The organism is Flavobacterium psychroterrae, from assembly GCF_018380615.1.
Classification (GTDB): domain Bacteria; phylum Bacteroidota; class Bacteroidia; order Flavobacteriales; family Flavobacteriaceae; genus Flavobacterium; species Flavobacterium psychroterrae.
Genome location: NZ_JAGYVZ010000005.1, coordinates 151,235 through 167,061 on the forward strand (window position 1 = coordinate 151,235; position 15,827 = coordinate 167,061).

The window sequence follows — 15,827 nt, forward strand, 5'->3', positions numbered from 1 at the left end:
ATTCTGATACTAAATCGATACGCAATTTGCGTACCTTTAAACGTAAATTGAATTTTATAACTATGCCAAAATTATACTTTAGAATACTATTATTACTTTTACTGACAGGCTGTTCGTCTACTAAAAAAGTAAAATTTGACGATTACGTTTTTAAAACTAAAAGTGAAAAACAAGCTTATATAAATTCATACGACAAAGCCCTAAAACTTTGGGACATTCCTTATTCCGAAGAAAATGTAAAAACTACGTACGGAACGGCTCACGTTATAATGGCAGGTCCAAAAAACGGAAAGGACTTAGTTTTACTCCACGGAATGGACGCCAGTTCAACAATGTGGTTTCCTAATATTAAACCTTTAGCCAAAAATCATCGTATTTATGCTATTGATTTTATGATGGAACCCAGTAAATCTACTTTGACATCAAAACCACTTTCATCAGAAGAAATCATGCTTTTGTATAATGAAGTTTTTGATCATTATAAATTAAAGAAATTTGATATTGTAGGAGCTTCTCGTGGTGGCTGGATTGCGACTTTATTAGCGACTAAAAGAGTAAATTCTATTGATAAAATAGTTTTATTAAGTCCGGCACAAACTTTTAAATTTATAGACAAAGTTGGCAAAACAACTTCTGCCTTAATGCTGAAATTATTTCCAAGCGAAAAGAAATTCGGAAAAACATTAAAAACATTTTCAACACATCCTGAAAAAATTAGTCCTATTTATAAACGACAATTTTATCTGGCCAATAAATATGCAAAATCAAATTCTAGCATGCTTAAAATGACACCTTTTTCGGATAAGGAATTAGAGTCAATTAAAAATCCGGTTTTAGTTTTAATAGGCGATCATGACGTTATCAATTCTGACGAAAGTCTAGAACGAGCACAAAAATATTTAGTCAATAGCAAAACACAAATGGTCAAAGATGCAGGACATTTTTTATCAATTGATCAATCTAAAATCGTGAACGATGCGATGATTAATTTTTTAGAATGATTTTTTTCGCCACGAATCACACAAATTTTCTGGAATTATTTAAAATTGATTTTATAAATTCATCATCAAAAATATAATTTTTAAATTCTGTTATTTTATAAAAATTCGGGCAATTCGCGTAATTCGTGGCAACTCTTTTTTATAGAATTCAAACTTTGTATCTTTACAAAACTAATCTTTTCATCCTTCAAAAATGAATTTCCAAGTATTCTCAGAATATAGTCCAAAAGGCGATCAGCCACAAGCAATCGAAAAACTATCGCAAGGTATTGTCGATGGCGAAAAATATCAGACATTATTAGGAGTTACAGGTTCCGGAAAAACATTTACCGTTGCCAATGTAATTCAGGAAGTTCAAAGACCAACTTTGGTTTTAGCCCATAACAAAACATTGGCTGCACAGTTGTATTCAGAATTCAAACAATTTTTCCCTAATAACGCGGTCGAGTATTTTGTATCTTACTACGATTATTACCAACCAGAGGCTTTTATGCCTGTTACAGGAGTTTTTATCGAGAAAGATTTATCTATCAACGAAGAGCTTGAAAAAATGCGTTTGAGCACAACTTCTTCCCTGCTTTCAGGTCGTCGGGACATTTTAGTTGTTGCGTCGGTTTCTTGTTTGTATGGTATTGGAAATCCCGTTGAATTTAAGAAAAACGTAATCGAAATCGCCAGAGATCAGGTCATTTCAAGAACAAAATTATTACATAGTTTAGTTCAGAGTTTATATGCCAGAACTGAAGCCGACTTTACGCCCGGAACTTTCAGAATTAAAGGTGATACGGTTGAAGTGTATCCAAGTTATGCTGATGATGCTTACAGAATTCACTTTTTTGGAGACGAAATTGAAGAGATTGAATCGTTTGATGCTAAGACTTCACAAGTTATTGAAAAGTTTAAAAAACTCACCATTTACCCTGCGAATATGTTTGTAACTTCTCCGGAAGTTTTACAAGGTGCTATTTGGGAAATTCAGCAGGATTTAGTCAAACAAGTTGATTATTTTAAAGAAACAGGAAAACATCTGGAAGCAAAACGTCTGGAAGAACGTACTAATTTTGACTTGGAAATGATTCGCGAATTAGGATATTGCTCCGGAATTGAAAACTATTCGAGATACCTTGACGGACGACTTCCCGGGACAAGACCATTCTGTTTATTAGATTATTTCCCTAACGATTTCCTGATGGTAGTTGACGAAAGTCACGTAACCGTTTCACAAGTTCACGCAATGTATGGAGGCGATCGCAGCCGTAAAGAAAATTTGGTAGAATATGGTTTTCGTTTACCTGCAGCAATGGACAACAGACCTTTAAAATTTGAAGAATTTGAAGCGTTGCAAAATCAAGTCATTTATGTGTCTGCAACTCCGGCAGATTATGAATTACAAAAAACGGATGGAGTTTATGTCGAGCAAATTATTCGTCCAACAGGATTATTAGATCCGATTATTGAGGTTCGCCCAAGTCTGAATCAGATTGATGATTTAATTGAAGAAATCCACGTTCGTTGTGAATTGGACGAAAGAGTTTTAGTGACCACTTTGACTAAAAGAATGGCAGAAGAATTAGCCAAATATTTAACTAAAGTGAATATTCGCTGTCGTTATATCCATTCTGAAGTGGATACTTTAGAGCGTATTGAAATTATGCAAGATTTGCGAAAAGGTATTTTTGATGTGTTAATTGGAGTAAACTTACTTCGTGAAGGACTTGATTTACCCGAAGTTTCTCTTGTTGCTATTTTAGATGCTGATAAGGAAGGTTTTCTTCGTAATCACAGGTCTTTAACGCAAACTATTGGTCGTGCGGCAAGAAATCTAAACGGAAAAGCAATTTTGTATGCGGATAAAATCACGGCGAGTATGCAAAGAACAATTGATGAAACGGATTATCGCAGAACGAAACAGATTAATTATAATACTGAACACGGAATTACACCTCAGGCGTTAAACAAAAAAATCGAAAGTGCTTTTACTAAAAACCCTTTGGTTGAATATGAATTAGGTCATTCTTTATCTACTGCTGCCGAACCGGAAACGGCTTATTTATCAAAAGCAGAATTAGAAAAAATGATTCGTGAAAAACGAAAATCAATGGAGAAGGCAGCGAAGGAACTGGACTTTTTGCAAGCAGCAAAATTGCGTGACGATATTAAAAAACTACAGGAACAATTGGCTTAATTGTGTTGTTCCTGAAAAACTTTCAGTAAAACATTAGGGTCAATTATAGCGTTTGGTGCTTTTTTCATCAAATCTAAAACACGTCTGGTGGCATTTGGGTTTAACCCCATTTCAATTGCAATTTGCTGAATGGCTTTGGCTTCTTTTTCGTGCAAAATACCATCGCAATACATAATCAAAGCCAATCTGTAAAATTGCTGAATACGCTGAAACTCTGATTTTATGATCGAATTTGTGTTTTCCTGATGAAATAAATCACGAAAAACACTCAATTCAATATTTAATTCCTGCGCAACCAGCCACAAAAAATCATACTCTCGTTTATGCAATTGCCCATCAACGGTAGAAAAAGCAATCATTTCTAAAAGTAAACTTCTCTTTTCTGTTTCGGTATTCATCAATTTATTATTTTTAGCTAAAATATTGTTTTTAAATCTAAAACGCAACAGAAGTCATCATTAGAGGATTCTTCTTTTTATATTGCTTTGGATGACGAATATTTTACCTGAAATATAAAAAGCAATCGAAATCACTATGGAATTAATTTTAAGAGAATACAATCTAAAACTAAAACACACTTTTACTATTTCCAGAGAATCGATTGATTTTCAGCCTTCTCTGATTGTGGAACTCAAAAGTGATGGTTTTTCAGGTTTTGGAGAAGCAACTTCAAATCCCTATTACAAAACTACGGTTCCGGTGATGATGCAGGATTTAGAAAAAATCAGAAGCATTATTGAAGTTGCCGAAGATGAATCTCCAGATGAATTTTGGACAAAAATCTACCCCTATTTAAAACATGATATGTTTTCTTTATGCGCTTTAGATCTCGCCTATAATGATTTATATGCACGCAAAAAAGGCAAAAAATTATACGAGTTATGGAATTATTCTATCAATAATAATCCACTTACAGATTATACAATTGGGATTGCTTCTATAGAAAAAATGGTTTCGAAAATGCAGGAACTTCCCTGGCCTATTTATAAGATTAAACTTGGAACAAAAGAAGATATCGCGATTGTAAAAGAACTTCGAAAACATACTAATGCCATTTTTAGAATTGACGCAAATTGTGGCTGGAACGTTGAAGAAACCATTACTAATGCTGTTGAATTAAAAAAATTAGGTGTAGAATTTCTGGAACAACCCATGAAAGCAGATAATTGGGAAGCGCATAAAGAAGTTTTCAAACATTCGGTTTTGCCAATAATTGCCGATGAAAGCTGTATTATCGAAGAGGATGTTGCAAAATGTTTCAACCACTTTCACGGCGTAAATGTAAAACTGGTAAAATGCGGCGGATTAACTCCGGGAAAACGTATGATTGAAGAAGCCAAAAAACTGGGACTAAAAACAATGGTAGGCTGTATGACGGAATCAACAGTTGGAATATCTGCAATTGCACATTTATTACCTCAACTAGATTATGTTGATATGGATGGAGCGTTACTTTTAGCCGAAGATATCGCAACTGGCGTAACCATAAAAAATGGTGTTATTCATTATTCTGAACTTAACGGAACCGGAGTTACTTTAATCTAAACGTTATGAATGTCAATCAGTTTCCGGATAGAATTATTGAGATTGACCAGGAACATTATTTGTATTTTGGAGGAACAGCTTATTTAGGATTACCCACAAATAAGGATTTTCAGGAATTGGTAATTAAAAACATTCAACAATGGGGAACTACTTACGGAAGCTCCAGAAGTGCCAATATTAAATTAACCGCTTATGAAAATGGCGAGAATTTTCTAGCCCATTATATAAAAGCCGAAAGCGCCGTTACAGTTTCGTCCGGAATGCTGGCGGGAAAATTAGTGATCGATCAACTAAAAAAACAAACAGATTCGTTTTTTCATTTCCCAAATACTCACACGGCAATTCAAACTAATGAGAGTTTACCGATATTTATAAATGATAAAATAAATCCACTTTTGTTAGATTCTAAATCTGAAAAAATTACGGTTTTGACCGATGGTGTTTCCGGATTTCAAACTAAAGCTGTTGATTTATCTATTTTAAAGGAAATTCCGGATCATAAAGAAATTACTTTACTTATTGATGAATCCCATTCGTTTGGCATATTAGGAAGAGATGGTTCTGGAATTTATTCAGGAATCGATCTTCCTGTTAAAAGAAAAATTATGGTTTCTTCATTAGGAAAAGCATTTGGTTTAAATGGAGGCGTTATTGCAAGTGATGTTTTATTTATCAATCAAATAAAGGAACTTGATATTTTTATTTCTGCTGCCGGAATGAATCCTGCTTTTGTGCAAACTCTTGCCGATGCTGAATATATTTATAAAATTCAACATCAAAAACTACTCGAAAACCTGAATTATATCGATCAAAAGTTAATCAAAAAAGACAACATTAAATTTGATAAATCGTATCCTCTACTTTATTTAGAAGATGAAAATTTAATTGAAATATTAAGAGAAAATAAAATCATTATCGCCAGTTTTAAATATCAGTCTAACTCAAAAAATTTAAATCGAATCGTGATTACTGCTAATCATCTTAAAGAATATTTAGATAAATTAGTAAATATCTTAAACGATTAATAGTTTCAATGCCAAGTAAAAGTTAGTCACGAATTACACTAATTATCACGAATTAAAATTTAAACGCAATCCAATTAGTGAAAATTCGTGAAATTCGTGGCAAAAAAACTTCACCCAACTCAATAAATTGCAATCAAATTAGTTTTAAAACGTACCTTTGTAAAAAATTAAACGATGACGAATAACGATATCCTAAAAAAACTTCGCGTGGCTTTGATGCTCCGTGACGACCAAATAGTTGAAATTTTAGAATTAGTAGATTTTAGAATTACAAAATCAGAATTGGGAGCTTTTTTTAGAGCCGAAGATCATGAAAATTACATGGAATGTGGCGATCAGGTTTTGCGTAATTTCTTAAACGGATTGGTAATTCATTTAAGAGGAACAAAAGAAAATCCTAAAAACCCAAACGACGTTTTAGCAAAACATAAAGCGGAAATCCCTAAGAAAGATAGCACTAAAGAAAGACCTGAATTTAAAGCTAGCGCAAAAGATGCTGAAAAAGGAAGAGGCGACAAAGCTCCTTCTAAATCCGGTCCCGCAGCTAAAAAACCTTTCAAGAAAAACAATACGAAAACTGCTCCTAAAGTGCAGGTCGTAGAAAAAGTGATTTACAAAAACGGTAAAGGTAAAAAATCGTAAATATTTTGCGGTTAAACGTAGTACAAAAATTTAACCACGGATAACGCAAAGATTTTTATTTACAAGATAATATAAACACAAAGTTCACAGAGCTGGTTCAACACAAAGCTTTGCGAACTTTGTGTTTATAATCATAATCCAGAACAAAAAAAGATTTGCGTGCTTTGCGGTAAACACCCAGGCAATCGCCATTTCTATATCTTATTTTGATCAATTCGTTCAAAAAAAGCATCTTTAAAAGTTGCTCCAATCGGCAATTCTTTTGCATTGATAAATACCGAAAAACTATCTGTAGATTCTATTTGCTTTAATGCTACGACAAACGATTTATGGATTTGGATAAAATCATTTTCGGGCAAAGATTCAATTACATTTTTTAAAGACGAATGAGTTATAATTTGCTGTTTATTAGTATGAATACAAACATAATTCTGAAGACTTTCTACGTACAAAATCTCATCTAAAAATAACTTCTGAAATTTATTCTTACCATCTGTTTTAATAAAAATAAAATCAGATGAATTGTTTGTTGAGATTTCAGTTTTTGGTTCAGAGTTTAGTTTTGAAACTGCTTGGTAAAAACGTTCAAAAGCAATTGGTTTTAGTAAATAATCAATTGCATTTAACTCAAAACCTTCTAAAGCAAAATCAGGATATGCCGTTGTAAAAATCACTTTGATATCTTTAGAAATGATTCGGGAAATTTGTAAACCCGTTAATTGTGGCATTTGAATATCTAAAAAAATAACATCGACTGTTTGTGTGTTTAGAAATTCTAATGCTTTTAATGAATCATTAAAAACACCCACTTTTTCCAGAAAAGAAACTTTTTCAATATAATTTTCCAGAATTCTGGTTGCTGGCGGTTCGTCATCAACAATGATACATTTAAACTTCATTTTCTATTTATTTAAAGGGATTTTAAAATACGTTTTAAAGGTATTATTTTCTGTGGTTTTTTTTATTGTAAAATGATCCTGATAAGCATATTCTAAACGTCTGGTAAGATTGTCAAAACCAATTCCGGTAGAAGAATAATTCTCTCCTTCAACATTATAATTAAATGTGGATAGTTCTAAAAAGGCATCTTTTATTTTGATGGAAATAGTAGCTTTTTCATCAGGATTATTCAGTTTCCCGTGCTTGAAAACATTTTCGACAAAATGAATCAAAGCTGACGGAATAATTTTTTCATTCGAATAATTTCCTTCGATTTCAAAGTCTAAATAAAGCTGATCTTCAAATCGCTTCTGCTGTAAATGAATATAATTTTCTACAAACTGAATTTCTTTAGCAAGTAAAACTTCCTCTTTATCTGTTTCTGTAATTACGTAACGAAGCAAATCTGAAAGCACTAAAATATCCGAAGCCATTTTATCCTCTTTCAAAATCAACTGGCTATAAAACGAATTAAGTGTATTGAACAAAAAGTGCGGACTTACCTGTGATTTCAGCATTTGTAATTCGGCTTTTTTATTCTCTAAAATTAATTGCTGATTCTGTTTGTATGCATTCTGAAATTGCCAAAATAAATAGCTTAAAACACTTAAAATAATGGCCGGTAATCCGAAGAAAAAATTATCACGAATATAATACGTCACCTCTCTCGATCTTTCGGAATAATTGTGAATTCCTGTAATTTCAAAAACTATAACTTCCTGCAAAAAATAGCGAACTCCCGCAAAAATTAATAATGAAAGCGGAATACTTAATGAATACAATACAATTTTCTTTTTATTAAAAAACCAATCGCAAAAAGTATAAAAATTAAGAATATAGACGATGAATACAGACAAAACAAAAGTCACATTAAACGAAAAATACATCGTACTAAAAACGAAGTTCATTTCACGATTATTTACCCCAATATCCCAAAGATAAAAAATTATAAATATTCCCAGAAAGAGTACAATATGATAGTAAAGAGGGATTTTTAGCTTCATAATAATGTTGTTAGTAGTTCAAAAATACAACTATGACTTTATATGAATGCTATGTTTATACAAAACATCAATTTTATGGGATGAACGATCAAAAACAGTACACGAAATTTTTCAGCGGCAAATTTTAAACGTTGGTGCTTTGGAACTTGGTGTTCATCAAAAAGTAAAAATTGACTCGAAAAGCTACTATACATTTGTGATGAATTTAAAACAAATCATCATGAAAAAAATCGCTTTATTATTAGTTTTTACAATTGCATTCAACGTTGTTTCTGCTCAATCAAAAAAGAAACAAATTTTATTACTGGGTACTTTCCATTTTGAAAATCCGGGACTTGATGTCGCTAAAATAAATACGTTTAACGTTATGTCAGACAAGAGTCAGAAAGAGTTAGAAAACATCACCAATAAAATTAAAAAGTTTGGACCGGATAAAATTTTCGTAGAATGGAATTACCAAAAACAAGCCAAACTGGATAAATTCTACAATAAAAATACTGATAGTTTACTTCATAAAGATGCTGACGAAATTGTTCAGGTCGCCTTAAGATCAGCTAAGAAATTAGGTCATAAACAACTATATGCAATTGATTATAACAATACGGATTTCCCATATGATAGTTTGGTAAAAGGAATGACGGCAGCAGGTCAGTTTGATTTAATCAAGAGAAATGAGGAAACAATGAAACATTATGAAACAGATCAAAATGCAAAAATTGCTAAATATAATCTAACTGAATTACTTTTAGACATTAACACAAAAGCATCAAATGATGATAATGTTAATTGGTATCTTGAAACGGCTATTAAAGGTGGAAAAACGGATAATTTCGTGGGTGCTTATTTGGTTTCGGAATGGTATAGAAGAAATCTTTATATGTATGCTTTAATTCAGAAATTGACCGAAAGCAAAGATGATAAAATAATGGTTTTATTGGGAGCGGGACATACGGCAATGATTAGAGAATTTGTGGAACATAATCCTGAATTTGAAATTGTAGAATTGGCAACAGTTTTAAAATAATTTTCTAACAATAAGATTTTTTTTACCACAGAGTTCACAAAGTTTTACGCAGAGTTCACGAAGTTTTTTATGCGAGCTAAAATTAATTACAAAGTTCACAAAGCTAGATTTGATAAAGCTTTGTGAACTTTGTGTTTGTCAACATCTTCCAGGATAAAATCTTAGCGTTCTCTGTGGTAAAAAAAACTTGCAGTAAATTGGTACTATAAAAAAATCCCTCCGAATATTCGGAGGGATTTTCTATATAATTAATTTCTTGTTTGATTAAGAAAGTGCAGCTTTAACCTGATCAGCAGCTTCTTGAAATTGAGTAGCTGATAAAATTGGCATACCTGAATTGTCAATTAATTCTTTTGCAATTTCAGCATTTGTTCCTTGCAAACGAACAATAATTGGCACTTTAATAGCATCACCCATATTTTTGTAAGCATCAACAACTCCTTGCGCCACACGGTCACAACGAACGATTCCACCAAAAATATTGATTAAAATAGCTTTTACATTAGGATCTTTTAAGATAATTCTAAAAGCAGTTTCAACACGTTTTGCATCAGCAGTTCCACCAACGTCTAAGAAGTTAGCAGGCTCAAAACCAGCATATTTAATTAAATCCATAGTTGCCATTGCAAGACCAGCTCCGTTTACCATACATCCTACAGTACCGTCAAGATCTACATAGTTCAATCCTACTTCTTTAGCTTCAACCTCGATAGGATTCTCCTCACGGATATCTCTCATTTCAGCATATTTTGGTTGTCTGTATAAAGCATTATCATCGATATTTACTTTAGCATCAACAGCCATAATTTTATTATCTGAAGTTTTCAAAACCGGGTTGATTTCAAACATAGAAGCATCAGAACCAATGTAAGCATTGTATAATGAATCGATGAATTTAACCATTTCTTTGAAAGCATTTCCGGAAAGACCTAAGTTAAAAGCAATTCTTCTTGCCTGAAAACCTTGTAATCCAACAGAAGGATCAACTTCTTCAGTAAAAATTAAATGAGGAGTATGCTCAGCAACTTCTTCAATATCCATTCCACCTTCAGTAGAATACATAATCATGTTACGACCAGTTGCTCTATTCAATAAAACAGAAACATAAAATTCAGAAGTTTCACTTTCACCAGGATAGTAAACATCTTCTGCTACTAAAATTTTGTTTACTTTTTTACCTTCAGCAGAAGTTTGAGGTGTAATCAATTGCATTCCGATGATTTGTCCAGCAATTTCTTCAACTTGTTGCAAGTTTTTTGCTAACTTAACTCCACCACCTTTTCCACGTCCACCTGCGTGAATTTGTGCTTTTATTACGTGCCATCCTGTACCAGTCTCGGCAGTTAATTGTTTTGCAGCAGCCACAGCTTCAACTGCATTGTTAGCCACAATTCCGCGTTGAATGCGTACTCCGTAACTCGCTAAAATTTCTTTTCCTTGATATTCGTGTATGTTCATAATATAGAATTTGTCTGGTTCTGAATTTAGTTCAGAATAAAAGTGGCGACAAAAGTAGCAAAATTCAACTTAAAAGTAAAATCTTTTTCAATTAAAAAACAAGTACTTCAGATATTCCTGCATTATTATATTTTAAAGAAAAGTAATCGTTAAACTATTGCATGCAAATTGTTAACTAAAAAACCCTATTTAGTTTGAAATTTAACAAAAACTTCAATGATTTCAATAGCTCAGAAAGGACTTTCGAGAATATAATTCAAAACATATTGTGATTTCATCATTTTGCAATGCTTTCTACGAAATTATTATCATTTAAGAACTGTTTTTCTAATATTACAACAAAAATGAAAGCCAAATTACAATTTCAATACATTATGTTTAACGAAATCTCTATTTTTGTAGAAAAAATATCAAGAATGAAAGTTAAAGAACAAGGGCTTTATTTGCCTGAATTTGAACACGACAATTGTGGTGCAGGATTTATTTGTAATTTGAATGGTATTAAATCTAACGATATTATTCACAAAGCATTGGATATCTTAATAAAATTGGAACATCGTGGTGCCGTTAGTTCTGATGGAAGAACTGGAGACGGAGCTGGAATTTTATTTGACATCCCACATGCCTTTTTTAAAAAAGTATGTGATTTTGAAATCCCTGAAACACGTGAGTATGCAGTAGGAATGGTTTTTTTACCAAAAAGCAAAAACCAGGTTTCTTTTTGCATCAACGCTTTTGAATCAACTATTAAGGATCAAAACTTAAAAGTGCTGGGTTGGAGAGATGTACCTGTTGAAGTGGAGAATTTAGGGCAGATTGCCGCAGAAAAAGAACCAACAGTTAAACAAGTTTTTGTTAGTAAAAACGGTCAGGATTTAACTGAACAAGAATTTAATGCAAAACTTTTTGCAGCTAGAAAAATTGCCGAGCATGCTATTAGAGGATCAAAAACCTCTGAAAGCCATATGTTTTATTTCTCTAGTTTATCGACAACTACCATAATATATAAAGGTCTATTGATGCCGGAAGACATCAGCCGTTATTATGTTGACTTAAAAGATCCCGATTTAGTGACTCGTTTGGCGTTAGTTCACCAGCGTTTCTCTACTAATACTTTCCCTTCATGGGAGTTAGCACAGCCCTTTAGATACATGTGTCACAATGGTGAAATCAATACACTTCGTGGAAACGTGAGCCGTATGCGTGCTCGTGAAGAATTGATGGAAAGTAAAGTTTTCGGAAATGATATCAAAAAACTATTCCCAATTATCTTAGAAGGAAAATCAGATTCTGCTTCTATGGATATGGTGGTTGAACTTTTATTAATGACTGGTCGTTCATTGCCAGAAGCGATGATGATGGTGGTTCCTGAAGCTTGGGAAAAACACCAGACGATGAGCGAGGAAAAGAAAGCATTCTACGAGTTTAACGCTTGTATTATGGAACCTTGGGATGGTCCAGCTTCGATTCCGTTTACAGATGGTAACGTAATTGGTGCGCTTTTAGACCGTAACGGATTGCGTCCTTCTCGTTATACTTTAACAAAAAGTGGTTTCGTAATCATGTCATCAGAAATTGGTGTACTTGATATTGAACCGGAAGATGTAATTCAGCATGGTCGTTTAGAGCCGGGGAAAATGTTTCTGGTTGATATGAACGAAGGCCGTATTATTGAAGATGATGAAATTAAAAAAGCAATTGTAACAAAGCGTCCCTACAAGGAATGGATCGATGCAAATTTGTTGCCATTATCTAAAATTCCATATACTAATAATCCAACTCCTGTTGAGAAACTTGATTTCGTAACAAGACAAAAATTATTTGGTTATACAATCGAAGATTTAAAAACAATCATTAACCCAATGGGAGCTCAGGCCGCTGAAGCCATTAGTTCTATGGGTAACGATACGCCATTGGCAGTTTTATCTGATCAGCCTCAATTATTGTACAACTATTTCAAACAATTATTTGCTCAGGTTACCAATCCGCCTTTGGATGGTATTCGTGAAGAAATCATTACCGATATCAGTTTAGCAATTGGGGGAGATTTCAATATTTTTGAAATTGAATCTAAACAATGTAAAAAACTAAAAATCCAAAATCCGGTTATTTCAAATGAGGATTTAGATAAAATAAGAAACATTGATCACGTAGATTTCAAATCGGCTACAATTTCTACTTTATATAAAATAGAAAAAGGAGTTAACGGTTTAGAAAGAGCGCTTGAAAAATGTGTTCAGGCAACATTTAAAGCCGTTTCTGAAGGATGTAATATCATCATTTTATCAGATAGAGGCGTAAGCGAAGAATTCGCTCCAATTCCTATGTTATTGGCGTGTTCTTACATTCACCACTCTTTGAACATTTTACAGGTACGTTCAAAATTCGGAATCATAATCGAATCGGCTGAACCTCGTGAACCTCATCATTTTGCTTTATTGTTTGGATATGGCGCAAGTGCTATCAATCCATACATGGTAAACGAAATCATTCACGATCAGGTAAATCAAGGTCATATTACAGGAATAAAAGCCGATTATGCAATTGTAAATTACAACAAAGCGATCGCAAAAGGAATTCTTAAAATCATGAACAAAATTGGTATCTCGACTTTACATTCGTACAGAGCTGCACAAATTTTCGAGATTTTAGGATTAAATAAAACTTTCACTAATAAATATTTCCCTTACACACCTTCAAGAATTGAAGGAATTGGTTTGATTGAAGTAGAGAAAGAAGTTAAAAAACGTTTTCAAAAAGCATTTCCAAATTCTAAAATTGCAAGTTTATTGTCATTAGAAATTGGTGGTATTTACAGATGGAGACGTGGCGGAGAAAAACACATGTTTAACCCGACTACTATTGCAAAATTACAACAGGCCGTTCGTTTGAACAGTCCTGAAAGTTATAAAGAATACTCGGATATGGTCAATGAGCAAAGCTCAAACTTAATGACGATTAGAGGTTTATTCGAATTCAACAATTTAGATCCAATTTCTATTGACGAAGTAGAACCTTGGACAGAAATTGTGAAAAAATTCAAAACGGGTGCAATGTCTTACGGATCTATCAGTAGTGAAGCACACGAGAATTTGGCGATTGCAATGAACAGAATTGGCGGAAAAAGTAATTCCGGAGAAGGTGGAGAAGATTCCAGACGTTTCCAGAAAGAAATTAACGGAGATTCCAGAAATAGTGCAATCAAACAAGTTGCATCAGGACGTTTTGGTGTTTCGATCAACTATTTGACAAACGCTAAAGAGATTCAGATTAAAATGGCTCAGGGTGCAAAACCTGGAGAAGGTGGACAATTACCCGGAGAAAAAGTAGTGCCTTGGATTGCCGAAACCAGAAATTCTACTCCTTATGTAGGTTTGATTTCGCCTCCGCCACACCACGATATTTACTCTATTGAGGATTTATCACAGTTGATTTTCGACTTAAAAAATGCCAATCGTGAAGCACGTGTAAACGTAAAATTAGTTTCTGAAGTTGGAGTTGGAACCATCGCTGCCGGTGTTGCTAAAGCAAAAGCTGACGTTATCCTAATTTCAGGTTATGACGGAGGAACTGGTGCTGCACCATTAACTTCTTTACAACACACAGGTATTCCGTGGGAACTTGGATTAGCAGAAGCGCAACAAACTTTGATCTTAAATGATTTAAGAAGCCGTGTAGTTTTAGAGTGTGACGGACAATTGAAAACAGGTCGTGATGTTGCTATCGCTGCATTATTAGGAGCGGAAGAATTTGGTTTTGCTACTGCACCGCTTGTTGCCTCTGGATGTATCATGATGAGAGCTTGTCACTTAAATACTTGCCCTGTTGGTATTGCTACTCAGGATCCTGAATTGAGAAAAAATTTCAAAGGAACTCCGGAACACGTCATCAACTTCATGTATTTTATTGCCGAAGAGTTAAGAGGAATCATGGCGCAATTAGGTTTCAGAACCTTAAAAGAAATGGTTGGTCAATCACAAAAATTAAATGTGAACAAAGCTATCAAACATTATAAAGCCAATGGTTTAGACTTATCATCGATTCTATACAAACCAGAAAAAGCAAAAACGGTTCCGAATCACAATACAACTGAGCAAGATCACAACTTAGAAAACGTATTGGATTTCGCGATTATCAAAGAAGCAATTCCTTCTATTTATAGAAAAGAAAAAACAAGAGTTACGTTTAAAATTAAAAATACAGACCGTTCTGTAGGTGCTATTTTGAGTAATGAAATCTCAAAAATATATGGCGCACAAGGATTACCTGAAGACACTATTTTAGTTGATTTTGAAGGTTCTGCCGGACAAAGTTTTGGTGCTTTTGCAACAAACGGATTGTCGTTTAAAATTCACGGAAACTGTAATGATTATTTAGGAAAAGGATTGTCCGGAGGAAAATTAATTATCAAAGTCCCTCCTACTGCAACTTTCAAACCTGAAGAAAATATTATTATTGGAAACGTTGCCCTTTACGGAGCTATTACCGGAGAGGCTTATATTAATGGAATGGCGGGTGAGCGTTTTTGTGTGAGAAATTCTGGGGCAATTGCGGTTGTTGAAGGAATTGGAGATCACGGATGCGAGTACATGACCGGTGGTACAGTGGTTGTTTTAGGAAAAACAGGAAGAAACTTCGCAGCTGGTATGAGCGGTGGTGTTGCTTATGTTTACGATCCAAAACAACAATTCGATGCAACATTATGTAACATGGAAATGGTTGCTTTTGATCCTATCGAAGAAGAAGATGTGACGAAATTGAGAAAACTAATCAAAAATCACTCTTTGTACACCAACAGTCCATTAGCAAAAAGAATTTTAGCAGACTGGGAAAATGAACAAAACAATTTCGTAAAAGTAATGCCAACCGATTACAAAAAAGCATTACAACGAATTGCAGAAGAGAAAAAAATAGAAGAATTAATAGCTTAATAAAAATCAATTTCAAAAATCAAAAATCAATTTCAATGGCAATATTAATGTTAATAAAAAATTGGAATTTGGA

General features: G+C 33.5%; 11 protein-coding genes. 7 read left to right on the forward strand and 4 right to left on the reverse strand.

The genetic code is table 11. The features are described from left to right. Positions 1-62: 62 nt before the first annotated feature. Both KHA90_RS07595 and uvrB read left to right on the forward strand, forming a co-directional pair. Positions 63-1,001, forward strand: coding sequence for an alpha/beta fold hydrolase (locus tag KHA90_RS07595; protein WP_213297109.1), 939 nt, complete (start codon positions 63-65; stop codon positions 999-1,001). A 193-nt stretch (positions 1,002-1,194) separates the two neighbouring features. After that, entirely contained in the window at positions 1,195-3,186 is a 1,992-nt protein-coding gene (gene uvrB / locus KHA90_RS07600; RefSeq protein ID WP_213297112.1) for an excinuclease ABC subunit UvrB, read from the forward strand. Here the strand turns inward: uvrB and KHA90_RS07605 are convergent. Continuing rightward, positions 3,183-3,584: an excinuclease ABC subunit B gene (locus tag KHA90_RS07605; RefSeq protein WP_213297114.1), complete on the reverse strand. Its 402-nt coding sequence runs from the start codon at positions 3,582-3,584 to the stop codon at positions 3,183-3,185. The two genes, uvrB and KHA90_RS07605, sit on opposite strands and share 4 nt — an antisense overlap. A gap of 136 nt (positions 3,585-3,720) precedes the next feature. Here KHA90_RS07605 and KHA90_RS07610 point away from each other — a divergent pair, with 136 nt between their 5' ends. The 3 genes from KHA90_RS07610 to KHA90_RS07620 all read left to right on the forward strand — a co-directional run bounded on the left by KHA90_RS07610 (position 3,721) and on the right by KHA90_RS07620 (position 6,398). Beyond that, positions 3,721-4,731 (forward strand): dipeptide epimerase, encoded by a 1,011-nt coding sequence (locus KHA90_RS07610; protein WP_213297116.1) that lies wholly within the window; start codon positions 3,721-3,723, stop codon positions 4,729-4,731. A 5-nt stretch (positions 4,732-4,736) separates the two neighbouring features. Beyond that, on the forward strand, positions 4,737-5,756 hold the full coding sequence (locus tag KHA90_RS07615; RefSeq protein WP_213297118.1) for an aminotransferase class I/II-fold pyridoxal phosphate-dependent enzyme: 1,020 nt from the start codon (positions 4,737-4,739) through the stop codon (positions 5,754-5,756). 174 nt (positions 5,757-5,930) lie between these two features. Continuing rightward, entirely contained in the window at positions 5,931-6,398 is a 468-nt protein-coding gene (locus KHA90_RS07620) for a DUF1456 family protein (RefSeq protein WP_213297120.1), read from the forward strand. A 194-nt stretch (positions 6,399-6,592) separates the two neighbouring features. Here KHA90_RS07620 and KHA90_RS07625 read toward each other — a convergent pair whose 3' ends face one another. Continuing rightward, a complete protein-coding gene (locus tag KHA90_RS07625) occupies positions 6,593-7,297 on the reverse strand; it encodes a LytR/AlgR family response regulator transcription factor (protein WP_213297122.1) in 705 nt (234 codons plus the stop codon). Between the two features lie 3 nt (positions 7,298-7,300). Further along, positions 7,301-8,341 (reverse strand): sensor histidine kinase, encoded by a 1,041-nt coding sequence (locus KHA90_RS07630; RefSeq protein ID WP_213297124.1) that lies wholly within the window; start codon positions 8,339-8,341, stop codon positions 7,301-7,303. Between the two features lie 220 nt (positions 8,342-8,561). On the opposite strand from KHA90_RS07630, the gene KHA90_RS07635 reads away from it, so the two are divergent. Then, complete coding sequence (locus KHA90_RS07635) at positions 8,562-9,365, forward strand: DUF5694 domain-containing protein (RefSeq protein WP_213297126.1); 804 nt, start codon at positions 8,562-8,564, stop codon at positions 9,363-9,365. Positions 9,366-9,629: 264 nt separating this feature from the next. Here KHA90_RS07635 and sucC read toward each other — a convergent pair whose 3' ends face one another. Further along, positions 9,630-10,823, reverse strand: a complete 1,194-nt coding sequence (sucC, locus tag KHA90_RS07640) for an ADP-forming succinate--CoA ligase subunit beta (protein WP_213297129.1) — start codon at positions 10,821-10,823, stop codon at positions 9,630-9,632. Positions 10,824-11,239: 416 nt separating this feature from the next. Between sucC and gltB the strand changes: the two genes are divergently transcribed. Then, the gene (gltB, locus tag KHA90_RS07645) at positions 11,240-15,754 is read left to right on the forward strand and encodes a glutamate synthase large subunit (protein WP_213297482.1); all 4,515 of its coding nucleotides are present in this window, start codon (positions 11,240-11,242) and stop codon (positions 15,752-15,754) included. The last annotated feature ends 73 nt before the right edge of the window (positions 15,755-15,827 follow it).

What these genes read in the sequence shown, in the direction of transcription:
- sucC (WP_213297129.1), bottom strand. Translation starts at nt 10,823, where the DNA reads ATGAACATACACGAATATCAAGGAAAAGAAATTTTAGCGAGTTACGGA.
- uvrB (WP_213297112.1), top strand. Translation starts at nt 1,195, where the DNA reads ATGAATTTCCAAGTATTCTCAGAATATAGTCCAAAAGGCGATCAGCCA.
- KHA90_RS07635 (WP_213297126.1), top strand. Translation starts at nt 8,562, where the DNA reads ATGAAAAAAATCGCTTTATTATTAGTTTTTACAATTGCATTCAACGTT.
- KHA90_RS07595 (WP_213297109.1), top strand. Translation starts at nt 63, where the DNA reads ATGCCAAAATTATACTTTAGAATACTATTATTACTTTTACTGACAGGC.
- gltB (WP_213297482.1), top strand. Translation starts at nt 11,240, where the DNA reads ATGAAAGTTAAAGAACAAGGGCTTTATTTGCCTGAATTTGAACACGAC.
- KHA90_RS07620 (WP_213297120.1), top strand. Translation starts at nt 5,931, where the DNA reads ATGACGAATAACGATATCCTAAAAAAACTTCGCGTGGCTTTGATGCTC.
- KHA90_RS07610 (WP_213297116.1), top strand. Translation starts at nt 3,721, where the DNA reads ATGGAATTAATTTTAAGAGAATACAATCTAAAACTAAAACACACTTTT.
- KHA90_RS07630 (WP_213297124.1), bottom strand. Translation starts at nt 8,341, where the DNA reads ATGAAGCTAAAAATCCCTCTTTACTATCATATTGTACTCTTTCTGGGA.
- KHA90_RS07605 (WP_213297114.1), bottom strand. Translation starts at nt 3,584, where the DNA reads ATGAATACCGAAACAGAAAAGAGAAGTTTACTTTTAGAAATGATTGCT.
- KHA90_RS07615 (WP_213297118.1), top strand. Translation starts at nt 4,737, where the DNA reads ATGAATGTCAATCAGTTTCCGGATAGAATTATTGAGATTGACCAGGAA.
- KHA90_RS07625 (WP_213297122.1), bottom strand. Translation starts at nt 7,297, where the DNA reads ATGAAGTTTAAATGTATCATTGTTGATGACGAACCGCCAGCAACCAGA.